Annotated in this window: 13 protein-coding genes; 5 read left to right on the top strand and 8 right to left on the bottom strand. The window is 46.0% G+C overall.

Annotated features, from left to right (window positions below):
- Positions 1-12: 12 nt before the first annotated feature.
- Positions 13-1,455, bottom strand: a complete 1,443-nt coding sequence (locus BIZ39_RS03555; protein WP_187446362.1) for a DNA-3-methyladenine glycosylase 2 family protein — start codon at positions 1,453-1,455, stop codon at positions 13-15.
- 299 nt (positions 1,456-1,754) lie between these two features.
- On the opposite strand from BIZ39_RS03555, the gene BIZ39_RS03550 reads away from it, so the two are divergent.
- Positions 1,755-2,903 (top strand): serine hydrolase domain-containing protein, encoded by a 1,149-nt coding sequence (locus BIZ39_RS03550; RefSeq protein ID WP_039229068.1) that lies wholly within the window; start codon positions 1,755-1,757, stop codon positions 2,901-2,903.
- Positions 2,904-2,946: 43 nt separating this feature from the next.
- Here the strand turns inward: BIZ39_RS03550 and speA are convergent, their stop codons facing one another.
- The 5 genes from speA to BIZ39_RS03525 form a co-directional block, all read right to left on the bottom strand.
- Positions 2,947-4,857, bottom strand: coding sequence for a biosynthetic arginine decarboxylase (gene speA / locus BIZ39_RS03545; RefSeq protein ID WP_187446361.1), 1,911 nt, complete (start codon positions 4,855-4,857; stop codon positions 2,947-2,949).
- A gap of 158 nt (positions 4,858-5,015) precedes the next feature.
- Entirely contained in the window at positions 5,016-5,438 is a 423-nt protein-coding gene (locus BIZ39_RS03540) for an arginine decarboxylase (protein WP_168463127.1), read from the bottom strand.
- 186 nt (positions 5,439-5,624) lie between these two features.
- Complete coding sequence (locus tag BIZ39_RS03535) at positions 5,625-7,013, bottom strand: NAD(P)(+) transhydrogenase (Re/Si-specific) subunit beta (RefSeq protein WP_014951244.1); 1,389 nt, start codon at positions 7,011-7,013, stop codon at positions 5,625-5,627.
- Positions 7,014-7,024: 11 nt separating this feature from the next.
- Positions 7,025-7,306: an NAD(P) transhydrogenase subunit alpha gene (locus BIZ39_RS03530; RefSeq protein WP_014951245.1), complete on the bottom strand. Its 282-nt coding sequence runs from the start codon at positions 7,304-7,306 to the stop codon at positions 7,025-7,027.
- Between the two features lie 2 nt (positions 7,307-7,308).
- On the bottom strand, positions 7,309-8,466 hold the full coding sequence (locus BIZ39_RS03525; RefSeq protein ID WP_039229059.1) for an NAD(P) transhydrogenase subunit alpha: 1,158 nt from the start codon (positions 8,464-8,466) through the stop codon (positions 7,309-7,311).
- A 541-nt stretch (positions 8,467-9,007) separates the two neighbouring features.
- Here BIZ39_RS03525 and BIZ39_RS03520 point away from each other — a divergent pair.
- From BIZ39_RS03520 to BIZ39_RS03505, 4 genes are all read left to right on the top strand, one after another.
- Positions 9,008-11,914: a TonB-dependent receptor gene (locus BIZ39_RS03520; protein ID WP_168463126.1), complete on the top strand. Its 2,907-nt coding sequence runs from the start codon at positions 9,008-9,010 to the stop codon at positions 11,912-11,914.
- An 84-nt stretch (positions 11,915-11,998) separates the two neighbouring features.
- The gene (locus tag BIZ39_RS03515) at positions 11,999-13,567 is read left to right on the top strand and encodes a tryptophan halogenase family protein (protein ID WP_187446360.1); all 1,569 of its coding nucleotides are present in this window, start codon (positions 11,999-12,001) and stop codon (positions 13,565-13,567) included.
- Between the two features lie 26 nt (positions 13,568-13,593).
- Positions 13,594-14,337 (top strand): SapC family protein, encoded by a 744-nt coding sequence (locus tag BIZ39_RS03510; protein WP_014951249.1) that lies wholly within the window; start codon positions 13,594-13,596, stop codon positions 14,335-14,337.
- Positions 14,316-15,023, top strand: coding sequence for a DUF6445 family protein (locus tag BIZ39_RS03505; protein WP_075177216.1), 708 nt, complete (start codon positions 14,316-14,318; stop codon positions 15,021-15,023). The genes BIZ39_RS03510 and BIZ39_RS03505 overlap by 22 nt, the downstream gene beginning before the upstream one ends.
- A gap of 99 nt (positions 15,024-15,122) precedes the next feature.
- Here the strand turns inward: BIZ39_RS03505 and BIZ39_RS03500 are convergent, their stop codons facing one another.
- Both BIZ39_RS03500 and BIZ39_RS03495 read right to left on the bottom strand, forming a co-directional pair.
- Complete coding sequence (locus tag BIZ39_RS03500; protein ID WP_187446359.1) at positions 15,123-16,562, bottom strand: DUF2271 domain-containing protein; 1,440 nt, start codon at positions 16,560-16,562, stop codon at positions 15,123-15,125.
- Positions 16,562-17,461 carry a calcium-binding protein gene (locus BIZ39_RS03495; RefSeq protein ID WP_187446358.1) on the bottom strand — a complete coding sequence of 300 codons (900 nt, stop codon included), beginning with the start codon at positions 17,459-17,461 and terminating at the stop codon, positions 16,562-16,564. The genes BIZ39_RS03500 and BIZ39_RS03495 overlap by 1 nt, the downstream gene beginning before the upstream one ends.
- Position 17,462 lies beyond the last annotated feature (1 nt).

The raw sequence follows: 17,462 nt of genomic DNA, 5'->3' as shown, positions 1-17,462 counted from the left end.
TAGCGACTCTCTTTACTGATTGCTTAACTGCCACAATTGAAGGGTTAAATAACTGCGCCAAGGTGCCGCTTTTTCAGGCGCTATGGGGTACTGCTGCGCCATTTTACGAACGATTAAATCACCGCCAAGGTAAATATCAGGGTTTCTCTCCCCCCGCATTTTTAAATAGTCGAGCGTCCACGGGCCCACGCCTTTAATGGCGAGTATGTCTTCATGGCTTGGCATGTTACCGTTTATGAATAAACGAGCAAAATGACGCACGGCTTCCTTCCTCGCCTGTGGCATACGTAAGAATTCAAGACTGTTTTCGGCCACACTTTCAGGCGAGGGAAAGCTGTAGCGTTCACCCGTTGTAGATTCAAGACCGTTTGACGGGAGTGCATCAGAGACCGTTTCGCCCAGCTGATGTACCAGTAAAGTCACCTGGCCAATAGCCGCTTTTACACTAACTTGCTGGCCTACAATAGCCCGACAACCACTTTCAAATACGCTCCATGCACTGGGAAGGCGTAGCCCATGCGTTAACTTGCTCGGCGGTAACCCAGACTGCAATAGGCTTTGTTCAATTAAAAGCGGGTCAGCGTGAAGATCTAGTACCTGCTTTATGTTTTCAATTATCGTATGAAGACGACCTAAATCAGGCATGTCGATGAGAAGTTTGAATCCGTGGCGCGCCTCGTCGTGAATGGCTTTAAAAAAGCCTACACTTTCATTGCATGAAAAGTATCGTTCATAGCTCTCGTTCGTTACTCGTTCCATGCCCTCAATAGCGCGAGTTTCCAAGAAATCTCGTACATAGGGCCAATTGTACGGCGGCCGATATGAAAGAAATAAAGAGATAGCCTTTTGTTGAACCGGCTCTTTTTTTCTAAGCTGGGTAGGAGACGTAGCGCAATATTGCTCTATGGCCCGCTGCAGTTGTCTCAGTGATTGATAGCCTGCCGTAATTGCGATATCTGTCATAGATAAATGAGTTTGTTGAATAAGCTGCTTTGCAAACAAAGTGCGCTGCATATTTTGAAACTGCTTAGGCGGTATGCCCACAGCATTGACGACCAACTTATTTAGGTAACGCTCACTAATACCCAACCGCATAGCAATATCCGCAACGCGTTCAATGGGAATAACAGATAGCAGCGACAACGCTCGGTTAATCGTTGCGCCCACGCCTTTCCACGCCGCTGAACGAGGTGCACTGTCAGGCCTGCAGCGAAAACATGGACGATAACCATGTGCCATTGCCTGTGTGGCGTGTTGAAAGTAAGTCACATTCTCTTCTTTAGGAAGTCGCGCTGGACAGATTGGCCTACAGAAAATACCGGTTGTTTTTACCGCCACAAAAAATCGTCCGTCAAAGCGCGGATCTCTGCTAAGTCTTGCTTTTGAAAGCACTGACTCAGCAGTTGTCGAATTTTCTGAAGCCCCCATGTCTGAGACAAAAAGATTGTCTGGCATTAGAATGCGCTTCCCACCTGTCGTTTATCACCTTTATCTAGTGTATCGTGCATTTGCCCTGTTGGTGCGACAAAATCAGAACTCAATAATTACTAACCTTGCTAGTCGAACTTTTCTTCCTTTCTTGCATATTCTTACAGCGGTTCGCTTACCGCTAGAATAAATCAAATCATTGAAGAGATAGTGAGCATAATTAGCGACATTTGATCATTGGAGCAGCTAAACGCATAATAATGCGATAATAATAATGAGCGCCTGATGGATGTATCAGAAAACCACAGGCTTAACGAGCTGACTGTATGCTGAACTCTTTGCGCACCTTCAAGCTGCGCCTGTCTAAAATTTGGCTGATAGCGATGCTAATGGTCATTACACAAAGCGCTTTTGCGGATTGGCTTGATGACTATGCTAGTTACGTTCAAAAGGAAGCCTCAAAATACAACGTGCCTGGTTATGCGTTTGTGTTTTATGAACAGGGCAAAGCGCCAAGGGTTTACGTATATGGAAGTACCCGCAAACGCGGCGGAGAGAAAGTTACAGAGAACACCGTATTTAGGCTAGCTTCTGTTTCAAAAACCTTTACTGCGTTGTTGTCAGCTAAACTTGTAGAAAAAAACCAGCTTAGCTGGGAAACGCCGATAACCACCTTATTACCCGACATTCCTTTTAAAGGCAAAGGAATGAATGCGCTGCAACTGCAACATATCGTTGGCCAATCTAGTGGCTTTATGCCCAACGCTTACGACAACCTTATTGAAGCTGACTACTCGCTGGAGCGCGTGCTTAAATCCCTGGGCGAGCTTGAACCACTGTGTGCGCCGGGTGAATGCTATACCTATCAAAATGCACTCTTTGGTGCGCTGGAATACTACTTCAGCAACAATAATACCTCTTACTCACGACAGCTTCAGGCCAATCTGTTTGCACCACTAGGCATGAAAACAGCCAGTGTTGGAAAAGGCGGATTGCTTGCATCAGAATCATGGGCTCAACCTCATATTGCTATCGCCAGAAATAAATGGCGCGAGGGAAAGGTAGAAAGCAACTACTATCGGTTCTCTCCAGCTGCTGGCGTTAACGCTAGCATTTCAGATATGACGATTTATCTGCAAGCGCTGCTAGGCGAGTTCCCCACGGTCATATCCGATGAAATGGTAGACTATGTCACTACAGAGCGCGTGAAAACGAAGCGTGAAACCTACCGCAGAGGTTGGCGCGGCATGATTGACGATGCTCACTATGGTTTGGGTTGGCGTATTTACGACTTAAATGGATTACAGCTTAACTATCATGGGGGTTGGGTAAAAGGCTATCGTGCTGACGTGGCGTTTTTGCCTGAACACAAAGTTGGCTATGTGATGCTGATGAATGCAGAGTCGAATATGATTAATTCAACAACAGCCGAGTTTTGGAAGCGTTACTTGAAAAAAGCCGACGCAGATAAGTAATATCGGCATCGGCTTTTCGGTACTTTCATTCAGATATTAAACGCTACTGTTTTAAATAGGTATAACCTGCCAAACAGTTTTCGTAAAAATCAGTCCAGCGAACCCCTTCACGAGGGTTCAATTTTCCGTCCCAAACTTGCTTGTCTATCATGCGTTTTACGTCTGATGCCATTGCGCGCGGGTTATACTGCATAACGTTAAGTACATCTTCTACCGATGAGCCCTTCACCACTTCTTCAATGTAAAAGTCTTCAGGATCGTCGTCATAGCTGTAAATATGCACTTCATTTAAGCGACCAAACAAGTTGTGCATGTCGCCCATAACGTCTTGATAAGCGCCCGTTAAGAACAAACCAATGTAGTACGGCTCATCTTTCTTAAGTGGGTGCATTGGCAGTACGTCAGTAATTTCACGGCCAATAGTGAACTGATCAATTTTACCGTCGCTATCACAGGTAATATCCACTAGCGAGCAATTGACCGTTGGCTCTTCATTCATACGAATAAGAGGCACTACCGGCAGCAGCTGGTCGATGGCCCATGTGTCAGCAGCCGACTGGAATACAGAGAAGTTACAAAGGTACTGAGACGACAAACTGTAATCTAGCTCTTGAAGCTCTTCTGGAACATATTCTTCGTTGCGATACCACTGCTGTAAGCGACCCATAATTTGCCAGTACAGCGTTTCGATTTTGCCCAGCTCTTCAAGTGACAACACGCGTAATTTAAATGCATCTAGCGCTTGCTCTTTATACTGCGACGCATCGTTGTAAATTTCATGCATGTTCGTTTGTTCATCAAACGTGTCTGCAAGTTCGCGCATATTCTTAAGGAAGAAGTGTTCACCCGCTTTTGCTGAAGTATCCATTTGCGACGCATTCGACTTAATTTCGCCCACAATTTCCGTGATAACACAGCTGTGGTGCGCAGTGATTGCACGTCCACTTTCACTAACCAGATGCGGGTGCGGTACGCCTTCAAGGTCGCACATTTCCTTCATGCCATAGACAACGTCAGCCACATACTCCTGCATGCTGTAGTTGCGCGACGATTCATTAGTTGAATTACTGCCGTCGTAATCGATACCAAGGCCACCGCCTACATCAACATAATCTAGCTCGAAGCCCATTTTGTGAAGGTCTGCGTAAATACGCGCGCCTTCGGTTACCGCTTCTTTAACCGCACGAATGTCTGTTAATTGGCTACCAATATGGAAATGCAGCAGCTTTAAGCAGTGCGCCATGCCTTGCTCTTCAAGGTAGCGGGCTGCGTTAATGATCTCAGTAATGGTTAAACCGAATTTCGCACGTTCACCACCAGAGCTTTCCCACTTACCACGACCTTTCACCGTCATTTTTGAGCGCACACCAATGATAGGATCGATTTCCAGCTCTTTGGCTATTTTTACCAGAAGAAGAAGCTCGGTGTATTTTTCAACTACTACCACAACGCGGCGACCCAGCTTTCTTCCTAACAGCGCAAGACGCATAACTTCGTCGTCTTTATAACCATTTAGGATAGTCAGAGACTCTTCGTTGGTATTCATTGCAAGCACAGTCAGAAGCTCGGCTTTTGACCCCGCTTCTAAGCCATAGTTAAATGGCTTGCCCGCATCGACAATTTCCTCAACGACTTCGCGCATTTGGTTTACTTTTACCGGATACACACCTTGGTACTGGCCTTGGTATTCGGCTTCTTCGATGGAGCTTCTAAATGCTTTGTTCAAGCCTGCAACTTGCGAGCGCAGAATATCGTGGAAGCGCACAACAACAGGAAACTGTACGCCTTCTTTGCGGATATCTTCAATTACCGAATTAAAGTCGATTCGAATGCTAGGATCTTCAGGAACAGGGGTAATATGGACGTTGCCGTTTTCACCAATTTGAAAATAGCCGCCACCCCATTGAGACACGCCATAGACGCGCTCCGCTTCTTCGATGCTCCAATCTGACAATTTATTCACCTATTTGTAAGTGGGCTAGGCCAATGCCTAGCATAGAAAGTGCGAAAATAAGCAGCGTATTATAGTCAACGTAAGACTGAACGCGATAGTTGTTGCGATATAAAATATCTATTGTCGCGACGAATTTTGTTTATCGAACGCGGGCTTTTTTAGCCTATCCAGGTTCGAACATAATCTATAACAACGTTATCTGCTTTTTCTTCACAAAGGGTTATAAACTCTGAGATGCTTTGAGTACGTTCAAGTTCAAATCCCAGTTTAATTGATGGCGCGCTAAAAAACTTCTCTGCAATGTGATCAGCATCTGTTGCTTCATCTTCTAGCCATGTCTCGCTGAGCTGACTTCGCCTATCTAACTTAATGGGCGCTTTTATTTGATTGAAGGTATCAGAATTGGGGATTTGCCAACTACGCATGTCTACAAATAAGTGAAAGGGTCTGCCTTTACGGGTTTTCAAGCAATCAGAAAGCTTAGCAAGGTACTGAATGTTCGTGGACATATCCCACTTACCGCGAAGCGTGACCAAAATACAATTTCTAAACGGCTCAATATGAAAAGGGGTCGTAGACATTTACTCGTACATCTCTATGCGACTATATGAATAGCTAACTCAACATCTATAGCATTCACATACTAGAGCTGATAAGCATCAACTACAACTATAGTTGAGTACTTTATAATTAAGTTTAATACCCGATAAAAAGGCCTGTGTTTTAAACAGGCCTTTATAGAAGATGTCTCAAAGAGATACGCTGTATTAGTCGTCTCCGAACTCGCGAATAATGCTGTTAATAGTGTCTTTAGCGTCACCCAGAACCATGCGCGTGTTGTCTTTGAAAAACAGCGGGTTGTCTACACCGGCAAAACCGGCATTCGCAGAACGCTTAAGTACAAAGACCGTTTTCGCACGATGTGCTTCGATAACTGGCATTCCGTAAATAGGGCTGCCTTTCATCTCTTTGGCTGCTGGGTTAACAACATCGTTTGCACCGATAACAATAACCACGTCATAGTTTTCCATACGAGGGTTAACGTCATCCATCTCGTATAGTTGGTCATAAGGCACGTCAGCTTCTGCCAATAACACGTTCATGTGGCCCGGCATACGCCCCGCTACAGCGTGAATGGCGTAATCAACCGTACAGCCATTTTCCTCTAGCAACGACTGAAGTTCACGTACTGCATGCTGCGCTTGCGCAACCGCCATACCATAACCAGGCACCACCAGTACTGCTTGCGCTGCTTCTAATACATAAAATGCATCTTGCGCCGACAGTACTTTAATCTCGCCTTCTATTTTTTCGCCGGCCTCGACTGGCTTGGCAAAGCCAGACAACAACACATTCATCAATGAACGGTTCATGGCCTTACACATAATATTGGTAAGAATTAAGCCTGACGCGCCTACTAATAAGCCGGTAACAATCAATATTGTGTTGCCTGTAGCAAGACCTGCCGCCGACGCTGCTACACCTGAGTAACTATTTAACAGCGCAATAACCACCGGCATATCTGCACCACCAATTGAAATGGTAGCCCACAAGCCGAAGCTTAGTGACAACGCAATAGCACAGTATATCCAAAGTGGGTTGCTTGGGTCGGTAGTAAAGAAATAACCAATCACCACCATGCCAATTAGATGCAAGATGCTTAGCTCGCGAAGCCCTGTGAAAATAACGGCTTTAGAGCTCATTTTTCCTGACAACTTACCCCAGGCTACCACCGAGCCAGAGAACGTAATGCCCCCAACTAAAATTGTGAAAAACAGGGTAATAAAAGTAAACGCACTTTCAGTTTTAAGAGTAATTAGGCTCATTCCGGCTAATGTTGCCCAACCCAGAAGCAATGACGCTGCGCCACCAAAGCCATTAAATAACGACACCATTTCTGGCATTGCCGTCATTTCAACGGTCTTGGCTTTCCACGCACCAAAGGCGCCACCAATAACAAAACCTAGCAGGATGTAATGATAGCTAATAATCTGCTGGTCAAGCAGGGTGACGACGACAGCAACCAGCATACCAATGGCAGAAATAAAGTTACCTTTTTTCGCGGTATCTGGATGGCTAAGTAACTTAAGTCCTAGTATAAATAGTGCCGCAGCTACTACGTACGCAAGGTTTATTACGGTTACGATATCACTCACTTGCGTACTCCTTATTTATCTTTTTTCTTGAACATGCCAAGCATGCGATCAGTAACGAGATAACCACCCACCACGTTGATGCTGGCCAGCGCCACCGCTGCGGTACCAAGAATGGTCGTTAGCAAATTGTTGTCGCTACCCGAGGCTACCAATGCTCCCACTAACGTAATACCCGATATCGCGTTAGAGCCTGACATTAAGGGTGTATGTAAGGTTGCTGGGACTTTTCGAATTAACTCAAAACCCAAAAAAGCAGCCAGTAGCACGATGAAAAGTAGGTAAATGATTTCCATGATTAGGCTCCCTTGTATGCGTTGTTAAGCATGTCGTTGGTGATGCTACCGTCGTGGGTAATAACACAGCCGGCCAGAATGTCGTCTTCTAAATTCAGCCCAAAGGTTTTGGTTTCATCGTCAAAGAACTCATCTACAAGGTTGTAGATGTTATTGGCGTACATGTCGGTGGCGGCTTTAGCCACATACTGGCTCCAGTAACCATTACCAATTACCTTTACACCGTTAACTTCAACGGTTTCGCCAGCAACCGAACCTTCAACATTACCACCTGATGTTGCGGCCATATCTACAACCACACTGCCCGGCTTCATGAGTGCTAATGTATCTTTTGATATGAGCACTGGTGGTTTGCGACCAAATAACTGCGCTGTCGTAATAACAATGTCAGAGTCGGCAATCGCGTCGCGTTGCGCTTCTTGCTGCTTCGCTTTTTGTTCATCGGTCAGTTCTTTTGCATAACCGTCCTTCGTTTGGCCTGTTTCCCCAATGTCGATCTTAAGGAATTTGCCACCTAGGGATTCTACTTGCTCAGCCACCACAGGGCGGGTGTCATAAGCAAGTACGTTTGCGCCTAAGCGTTTCGCGGTTGCTATAGCTTGAAGACCCGCTACGCCAGCTCCAATAATAAATACCTTTGCTGGTTTTATTGTTCCTGACGGTGTCATCATCATAGGTAATATTGATGGCAACTGATTCGCCGCCTGCATCACCATTACGTAACCCGCAAGACTCGCTTGCGAGCTCAATGCGTCCATTTTTTGTGCACGAGAAGAACGAGGGATCATCTCTACAGAAATAGCGGTTAGCCCCTTTTCTGCAATAGACTCAACAAGCGATTGCTGAAAGAAAGGGTCGAGATGGCCTACCACAATGGCCCCTTTTTTCATCAACGCTAGCTGTGCATCGGTGGGTTTGTTCACCGCCACCAGCATATCTGCTGTTGATAATGCATCATTCACATCATCGATGACAGTCACGCCTACATCTTTGTATTCTTTATCTGAATACCCTGAGTGTACGCCTGCTCCAGCTTCAAGCAGTAAGGTCGCCCCTTTTTTCACCAGACGCTGTGCACTACTAGGTGTAGCTGCACATCGCTTCTCCACATTATTTAGCGGATCTGGCGCTTTTGACTCATTTAATATTATGATTTTCACACGCTTCTCCTCACATTCCGGCTATCCGAGAATGACACCCTTTAAACAGTACTAAGCCATTTTATTCACTTATGCCTAGCATTCTCTAGCGAAATCAAAAACAGAACAGGCAATTTCTGTATTTATTTTGCTTCGAATAGCACCCCTTATTCCGCTTATTTTTCAAGCGAAACTGCGGCAAAGCTACGCTATATGGGCATACATCACTAGTATCATTTACTTACGAGTCATAACTAATATTTATATAGAAATGGCATACAGGCGATAAATGAAGTAGATAAAGAAGCATTTATTCTGTGAATACATCAAGAATTGTGCATTTTTTAAACACACGTAAAGGTGAAATACGCTAATCGATGTCGAAGAAATCACGCCTTTTAAACAAGGCGATTCAATTAATTTAAAAAATTGTTAAATAAATTTGGGGGATTTTACAAACCGTGTCGTCTTGATGAATTAACAGCGAAATGCTGTGAGAGAAAGCCAAGTGGGGTGCACACCATAAGGCGCATTAAAATTAACGATTAGGACACACACCATCATGTATAGGAAAACCAAGCTTGCATGCTCAGTGGCAGCAGTTTTAGCGTCGGCTATTTCTGCGAATAGTGCATTTGCCCAAGACGCGCAACCCAATAAAGACGTAGAAGTGATTGAGGTAAGTGGTATCCGCTCATCGGTTGCAAAATCGATGGATGTTAAACGCAGCTCTGCTGGCGTAGTCGACGCCATTAGCGCAGAAGACATCGGTGATTTTCCCGATACCAACTTAGCTGAATCACTACAGCGTATTACCGGCGTATCTATCGACCGTTCAGGCGGTGAAGGCCAGCTAATTACCGTACGTGGTTTTGGACCACAGTTTAACACCGTGTTGGTAAATGGCCGTCAAATGGCGTCTGAAAACGATTCGCGTGCGTTCAGTTTCGACACGATTGCTTCTGAGTTAGTAAGCAGCCTTGATGTGCATAAAACGTCAACGGCCACAATGCAGTCTGGTGGTGTAGGCTCTACCATTAATATTAATACCGCGCGCCCGTTCGCATTAAACGGTTTTAAAATGGCGGGCTCGGTAAAAGGCGTGTACGACGAAAATAGCGAAGAAACTACGCCGCAATTTTCTGGCCTTATTAGCAACACGTTCAATGACGACACCTTCGGTGTATTACTTGCCGTTTCACACCAAGAGCGTGAGACTCGCCTTAACCAGGCTCAGATGGACGGTTGGCTAGAGAACGTTGGCGTGCCAAACCCTGTTACGCAGTCAGGCGACGCTTGGACAGGCAATGTATTTTCACCGCGAAACTACGATCACAAAGTGACCTTTGAAGAGCGTACCCGAACAAACGCTAATCTTGTATTCCAATATGCACCTAACGACAAACTGGTTGTAACTGCTGACGCACTGTATTCAGATTTTGACGTAGAGTCTGAAGCAACGTCGTACGGCCACTGGTTTACCGCACCTAACATTCAGGGTGTAGGTGATGACGGCAGCCTGTTTGATGAAAACGGCAATCGCCGCAGCCCAACGGTTGATGCAAACGGTACTATTGTCGATTTATACCAAGAGGTAGGTTTGGCGACAGATATGCACGCCAAAACGTTCGACCGTTTAACTGATACCTATGCCATAGGCCTTAACTTTGATTACCAGTACTCTGATAATCTGAATTTATCGTTTGATTTAAGTCATTCAGAAGCCGAACGCGAAGCCAATAATGGTGGCGGCGATCAGCTTTCACTTATTGGTTATGCCAACCGCGTACGATTCCAAGTAGATGACAACATTTTACCAGTTGCCAGCATGTTCGCTTCGCCTAATGACAATATTTATAGCGGACAACAAGAACTAGATGGCGCGATTGTTACTGGTCCTGACGGATTCCCTATATACAACCCTGCACTGACACCTGATGGTGTGAGCAATCATCTTGATGAAGCTAACAGCCGAGCTCACGTAATGCTGCGTCGAGGCTGGGCGGTAGAAGATGAAGTGAGCCAGCTGCGCTTTGACGGCGAATACGTAACAGATGGCAGCGGCTTAACTGAAATTCGCTTTGGCGCACAGTACAGCACCGAAACCAAATCACTTACCCGTTGGGACAATGAAGGTGTAGGTATTCACTGTACTTACTGTGGTTACCCAGACTTACCTGAGATCCCAGCAGGCAGCCAATACGTTTTTGACGCAGGCAGCGATTTTCTTTCTGACGTAAGTGGTAGCGGTCGCATGCCCACCTCTTGGCTTGCCCATGATGGCGAAGCCAACTTTGCGTTTTTAGAATCTTATTATCAAAGCGTAAATGGTGAGTCGATTAGTTTTGATGCGGTGCGTCGTAATAACAGCTTTGAAGTTGAAGAAGATATTATCTCTACCTATATGGAATTCGACTTTGAAGGCGAAGTTGCAGACATGTTCTTAAGCGCAACCGCTGGTGTGCGTTATGAAATGACGGATGTGACGGTTAACGGAACGCAAGCGCCAATAACGGGCTTAACGATTCTGGATCAAACCGAAATGCTGGCTGGTTTTGGCGATGCGCAAAGTATTGCCACTGAGTCTGATTACGACGTGCTATTGCCAAACTTCAGCGTACGTTTGGAAATTACCGACGACTTAATTGCGCGCTTTGCGGCGAGTTCAACTATTACTCGCCCTACGCTTAACAGCATGTCGCCGGTAACGGTAATTACAACCACCCGCCAAGGTGGTGACTTAACATCTACCAGTGGTAACCCTGCGTTAGAGCCATTCAAATCGGATAACTTGGACTTGTCACTAGAGTATTACTATGACGAAGCAAGCTATGCATCGATTGGTTACTTCAGAAAGCTGGTATCGAACTTTATTGTTAATAGTCAAGAAGACAAAACCTTTGAGCTTGCTGACGGCAGCCTGCTAACCGACCCTTCTACAGGCACTAACGCTAGCGCGCCAGATGCGGGTGACGACGTTGCTGTGTTTACCAATACTCTGCCAAATAACGGTGAAGACGCAACGGTAGACGGCTTCGAGCTTGCGCTTCAGCACACTTTCGATAATGGCTTTGGGGTGCTTGCCAACGGAACTATCGTTGACAGTGACGCCGAACTCGATCCATTCGATATTAATCAGGTATTTGCACTAACCGGGTTAAGCGATTCTTACAACTTGGTGGCATTTTATGAAACTGACGATTATCAAATTCGTCTTGCCTATAACTGGCGTGATGAGTTCGTTCAGTCGTTAACACAAGGGCAGGGTGACGGCCCAACCATTGTTGAGTCTTATCAACAGCTTGACATTAGCGGTAGCTACAGCGTGACAGACAATGTAGAAATCTTCTTTGAAGGTATTAACCTTACAGAAGAGTTTGTACATAAACGCGGTCGCTTCTCTAATCACTTGCTGTTGGTTGAAGACAGCGGCAGACGTTGGGCCTTCGGTGTGCGCGGAAACTTTTAGTTTCGCGTAATTGGGGCCGGCATTTGTTGGTCCCACATTCGTGGCTACCATTTGGTAGCCACAGTTTTTATTCAGGAAATCAGTATGACAACAGCAACTCCCATAACGCACATTGTAGTAGTTGGTGGCGGTAGCGCAGGGTGGCTAACGGCTGGTCGTATTGCAGCGCAACATCAATGCGCTACCCGCAAAGACATTAAAGTAACCTTAATAGAAAGCCCCAATGTGCCTATTATTGGCGTGGGCGAAGGCACCTGGCCAACCATGCGCTCAACACTAATTGCATTGGGTATTAGCGAAACCACTTTCATCAAAGAATGCGACGCCACATTCAAGCAAGGAGCAAAGTTTGCTAAGTGGACCACTGGTGAAGAGCACGATTTTTACTACCACCCTCTCATGCTGCCCCAAGGGTTTTCGCAAACAAATTTAGGTCCCTACTGGCAGACTGTAGCACCAGAATTAAACGAGTCTTTTTCCCATGCAGTATGTGTTCAGGAAGCTATATGCGAAGCAGGTTGTGCACCTAAAAGCATACGCCACGCAGAGTTTGCAGGCACCGCTAACTATGCTTATCACCTAGATGCAGGAAAATTTACCGCCTTTTTAACCAAACACTGCACTGAAAAACTAGGTGTACACCATGTGCTGGCCGACGTTAACCGCATCGAAAGCAGCAATAACGGCGATATCAAAGCCCTTCATACCGAGCAAGGGGTAACAGTAGAAGGCGACCTCTTTGTTGACTGTACCGGCTTCAAATCTATGCTGCTCGGCGAACACTACAAGGTGCCGTTTATTCCCTGTGACGATGTACTTTTTATCGATCGAGCATTAGCAGTACACGTGCCTTATGACACCCCGCAAAGTCCTATTGCGTCCCACACTATCTCCACCGCACAAGACGCCGGTTGGATTTGGGATATCGGTTTGCAGTCACGCCGAGGTGTAGGCCACGTCTATTCCAGTAGGCATCAGAGTAAAGATGACGCCTATGCTCGCTTAGACACATACGTTCGCCAAACCAGTACGTTAAACGGCATAGATGGGATAAACGTAAAAGACATTACTATTCGAAGCGGACACAGGCAGTACTTTTGGCAAAATAACTGCGTGGCTGTTGGGCTAGCGGCGGGCTTTCTAGAGCCGTTAGAAGCTTCAGCGCTTGTACTGGTAGAGCTGTCTGCCTCAATGATCGCCGAACAGTTGCCAGCAAATCGAGCCGTAATGGATATTGTGGCAAAGCGCTTTAATGACACCTTTTCTTACCGTTGGCAGCGAATTATCGACTTCTTAAAGCTGCATTACATGTTGAGTAAGCGAGAAGACAGCGCATTTTGGCGGGACAATCGCGATAGTCATACTATTCCGGATTCATTGAAAGAATTACTCGCTCTGTGGCAATACCACCCACCTAGTGACAAAGACTTTACCAGCAACAACGAGGTATTCCCCGCGGCAAGCTATCAGTATGTCCTGTACGGTATGGGGTTTACCTCAGATTTAGGCGCACATCAGCAATGGGTTAACGCCGGCTTTGCTAAGCAACAGTTGATGCAGAACAGAAAAGCTCGCGGCATGGCGGTGGAGAAACTGCCTAAACATCGCGAACTTATTAATAAAATTCACCAATTCGGCCTGCAGGCCGTTTAACGTAAATCAATAAGCAGGGCCTACGTATGACTCACATGGTTGCCATTAATAATAAACAACATGCAGATTTGAAAGTAACCGACGATGCATTGTCACTCAGTGCCAATCAGCACCTTGTTCCTGTGGTGGTCTCTGAGCTAAACAAGCTAGTGGTGCATTATCCCGTGGTGATCACCAAGTTTGACGACTCAGGACAATTTGGCTTATCTGCCTTGCTAGGTTTTGAAGAAAAGGAAAACCTATTTTGGCAGCAAGGTGAATGGGATGCGGTTTATATTCCGGCACAGTTTGAACGCCTGCCTTTTTATGTAGGAACGGAAGCGCAAAGCGCTGACAGCAGTAACCGGGTGCTGTGCATTGATATGGATAACGCTTCAGTAAGCGAAGAAAAAGGCACACCGCTTTTTGATAACACGGGAGAGCCCAGTAACTACCTGTTAGAAAAGCAGCAGATCCTTGCTCAGCTTCTTGACGGTGAAACACAAAATCAACGTTTTATTGCCGCGCTGCAACAGCACAACCTTATCACACCATTCACCCTAGATATTACCTTTGAAAACGAAAGCAAAACGTCTATAACAGGGTTATATACCATTGATGAAGATAAGCTAGCGGCGCTTAGTGCTGACGCGATTGCTGATTTGCATGCACAACACATGCTGCAAAGCATTTACACGCTCATAGCGTCAAACGCACAAATCTATGCCCTTATCGACAAAAAGAACAAGGCGAATAAAAACGCAGACGCATGGTTTCAAACTACGAATTGATTAAGGTTGGTGAGCAAGCCACACCGATTGTTGTTATCGATGGTTTCATACCAGACCCGCTGAGTTTGGTAGAAACAATTGCTCAACACCACCCATTTACAAAACAAGATGGCGACTTTTATCCGGGGGTGAGAAGTCACCCGCCCCAGGAGTATGTCAAACACCTACATACCTCGCTTCCGTTGTTGTTTAGCCAACTTGCTTCGCATAATGGGCTACAAGATTTTGGCGTGGAAAAGCCGCTTCAAATACCCCTAGTGCAACTTTCCATAGCCAATCAAGCGCCGAAAAGTTTATCGCCCATTCAATGTATTCCGCACATCGATACGCAAAAGGATAATGAATGGGCATTGGTGCACTATCTGTTTAGCGCGCCTTTGGGCGGTACTGCATTCTATCGACATATTGAAACGGGGTTAGAGCGGGTTAATGCCGCGCAATACGAAGGCTATTTTAAAACCTTAAAACGTCAAGCCACCAGCGTAGGGTTACCACCTAAAGCGTACATAAACGGTGATACCGCCATGTTCACCCAAATCGCCCGTATTGAGCCTATGTTTAATCGCGCTGTGTTGTATCCAGCCAACTTGCTGCACAGCGGCTGTTTACCTAACGATATTTCGGATTATGCTGATGTGAAAGAAGGCAGGCTAACCGCAAACGCCAGTATCACGTTTAAAGGGTAAAACGCTCAGCCCTAATAATGAGGGCTATGAAAACTTCAGATAGCGATTTGCGATAGCTGCCTTTGGTAGTGCTCGTTACTGCAATTTTAAGATTGACGACTAATTCATTAGTGAGAGTGTAATAGACGCGATTTCATCCGTGCCCGTTACGGTTATTGGTGAAGTCAGGCTATCAAAGGTAAATGGAATTTTCTCATAGCTTCGACCGCCGTGTTCTCTGGCCACTTCAACGTGAAGTATTAACGACGACGAGTTTGCGCTTTTTCCAAAATCATCCAATCCATCCCACTCTATGTGCAAGGGTGCGTTTTTCTTTGTAGCCCCGGCAAACCCATCGACTAAACCTTCATTTTTCCGACCCACTCTTCGCCACCATGTGCGCAGCTCGCCTAGCCATCTTTCGCTGGTGCCGCGAAGCGCCAAGCTTTTTACTAGCCGGTTCTTTTCGTCGCTTATCCACACGCTTACGTAAGGACCGCGATAATCTGCAATGTCAAATAGCGGTAAGGTGATATCAATTGAGATGGCGTGGCCATTTTTTTCAGCCTTGTTTTTACCCGACGTGCGAGCTGTATAGGTGTTGCTGGTAAATACCCTGCCATTTTCATCAATTAACTTCAGCGCTAGTGATGGGTTCGCGTTAACTAACTCCATGGCTTGCTGCGCTGTTTTGGTTGCCGAAAAGTGTGCTAACAACATGGCTTCAAATGCGTTATCCGCCACTGATATGGCTTGAAACTTGGCGCTAGGCCAACCGTCACTGTGGCTTAACACGCCTTTTTCTAAAGACGCCAGCTTTGAAGTAGAAAGTACTGGGCGTTGCCACGGCCTGATGAATGCAATGGTACTTGGATTACTAACAGCGTCCGTTGCGCGGCCATTTTGAATTACAGCCTCTTGCGCCACGGTCCCCTGCCAACTAAAACCTTGGTTCGACGCGTGGGTTTCTAGTCCTTGCGCGCTAATGTGGTAAGAGCGAATATTAAGTGATGTCAGGTAGTTAGCAATACGATCTACGGCAAGAGAAGCTGTGAACTCGGATAAATCCCACTGGATAGGTGACGCAAATGCCACGCTGTTATCGTCATTAAAATTGACCTCAGCAATGCGCGCCACACGAGCAAGACGTCTCACTTCGCGACGTGAAAGGTCATGCTTACCTTGAACATATTCGGCCCAATAGTCATAAAGCGCACCGTTGCGGCAGCTTATGTTACCTTCAGTCCGATTAAACCAATCCTCGCACCGCTTAATGGCACTGTACAGCCACGCCGGAAGTGTACCTTCGTAACGTTGATTAATTTCGCTAAGCGCACTCGTTGCGTTTGATTTATCTAACGTTTGATAGGTGTCTTTAATCAGTAGATCAATATTCTTTTGCTCAATGGCGCTAAGTGTCTGCTCTTCGTACAGGGTTATTTCTGTGTTAAGCGTGTGGGAGGTTGCTTCTGGTGATGGTGCAGGAAACACATACAACTCGGCCTTAACAGCATAGCTGGCGGTAAATACCGCCAGATATAAAAGGAAACGCCCAACCATTATTCGCTGACTTGTGCAGTGGTGGTGTCACTTTGCTCCTGCTGACGTGGCGCAGGCGCTGGATCAGCTAACGTTAAGTAGCCATCACCATTAGTGTCGTAGCGATGAAAGGCATTAAACCCAGACACCATGTACTCTGAAAATGTCATTTTGCCATTCTCGTCTGTATCAAGAACTTCAAAACGAACGTAAGTTTGTTTAATTTGCCCTTCATGGGTTTTCTCAATCTGTGCATCCAGTCTGTCTTCAAACTCAAGCACGTATTCTTGCTCTGTAAGCTTGTCATCACTGTTTTCGTCTGTACGCTGGAATTGCGCTTTGCGAACGGCATGAAACTCTTCTTTTGTTACCTTTTCGTCACCGTTTTGGTCGTATAAGGTGACAAAGCCTTCAATATTGTGGCTGGTTGGCATGCGCAACATAGGGCGCTGTACTAGCTCAGGTTTGTCATCTTTTTCCTGTGACGCCGAGCGACGGGGCGCTGGTTCAGGGTCGCCCAGTGCAACTACACCATCATTATCACTGTCCATACGCGAGAAACTTCGCTCACCCACCGCATTGACTTCATCAATAGTAATGTACTCGTCATCGTTGCTGTCAACAGCATGGAAACGTATGTGAGTTTGTTTTATCGATGCTTTTCTGTCTTCAGCTAACCGTTTTTCTACTTTGCCTTCCCACTCATAAACGTATTCACTTTCATCAAGTACACCGTCTTTGTTGGTATCAGACGCATTGAAGCGAGCACGTCTGGCATCAACGAACTCTTCTAATGGAAGTGACTCGTCTTTGTTTAAGTCATAGGTCAATATAATGCCGCTGGCGCTATGTGGTGCCGCTACTGCCGAAGCGCTAATACAAAGCGCAGATACAACGGCTAAACTTACTGTTTTAAACATA

It is taken from the genome of Alteromonas sp. BZK5 (assembly GCF_014349115.1).
GTDB lineage: Bacteria > Pseudomonadota > Gammaproteobacteria > Enterobacterales > Alteromonadaceae > Alteromonas > Alteromonas macleodii.
Note: the sequence above shows the minus strand (reverse complement) of the source record. Positions and strands in the feature narration are given on the sequence as shown.

Coding starts and splice junctions, on each gene's coding strand:
- BIZ39_RS03555 (WP_187446362.1), bottom strand. CDS start 1,455: ATGCCAGACAATCTTTTTGTCTCAGACATGGGGGCTTCAGAAAATTCG.
- BIZ39_RS03550 (WP_039229068.1), top strand. CDS start 1,755: ATGCTGAACTCTTTGCGCACCTTCAAGCTGCGCCTGTCTAAAATTTGG.
- BIZ39_RS03540 (WP_168463127.1), bottom strand. CDS start 5,438: ATGTCTACGACCCCTTTTCATATTGAGCCGTTTAGAAATTGTATTTTG.
- BIZ39_RS03530 (WP_014951245.1), bottom strand. CDS start 7,306: ATGGAAATCATTTACCTACTTTTCATCGTGCTACTGGCTGCTTTTTTG.
- BIZ39_RS03520 (WP_168463126.1), top strand. CDS start 9,008: ATGTATAGGAAAACCAAGCTTGCATGCTCAGTGGCAGCAGTTTTAGCG.
- BIZ39_RS03515 (WP_187446360.1), top strand. CDS start 11,999: ATGACAACAGCAACTCCCATAACGCACATTGTAGTAGTTGGTGGCGGT.
- BIZ39_RS03510 (WP_014951249.1), top strand. CDS start 13,594: ATGACTCACATGGTTGCCATTAATAATAAACAACATGCAGATTTGAAA.
- BIZ39_RS03505 (WP_075177216.1), top strand. CDS start 14,316: ATGGTTTCAAACTACGAATTGATTAAGGTTGGTGAGCAAGCCACACCG.
- BIZ39_RS03500 (WP_187446359.1), bottom strand. CDS start 16,562: ATGGTTGGGCGTTTCCTTTTATATCTGGCGGTATTTACCGCCAGCTAT.
- BIZ39_RS03495 (WP_187446358.1), bottom strand. CDS start 17,461: ATGTTTAAAACAGTAAGTTTAGCCGTTGTATCTGCGCTTTGTATTAGC.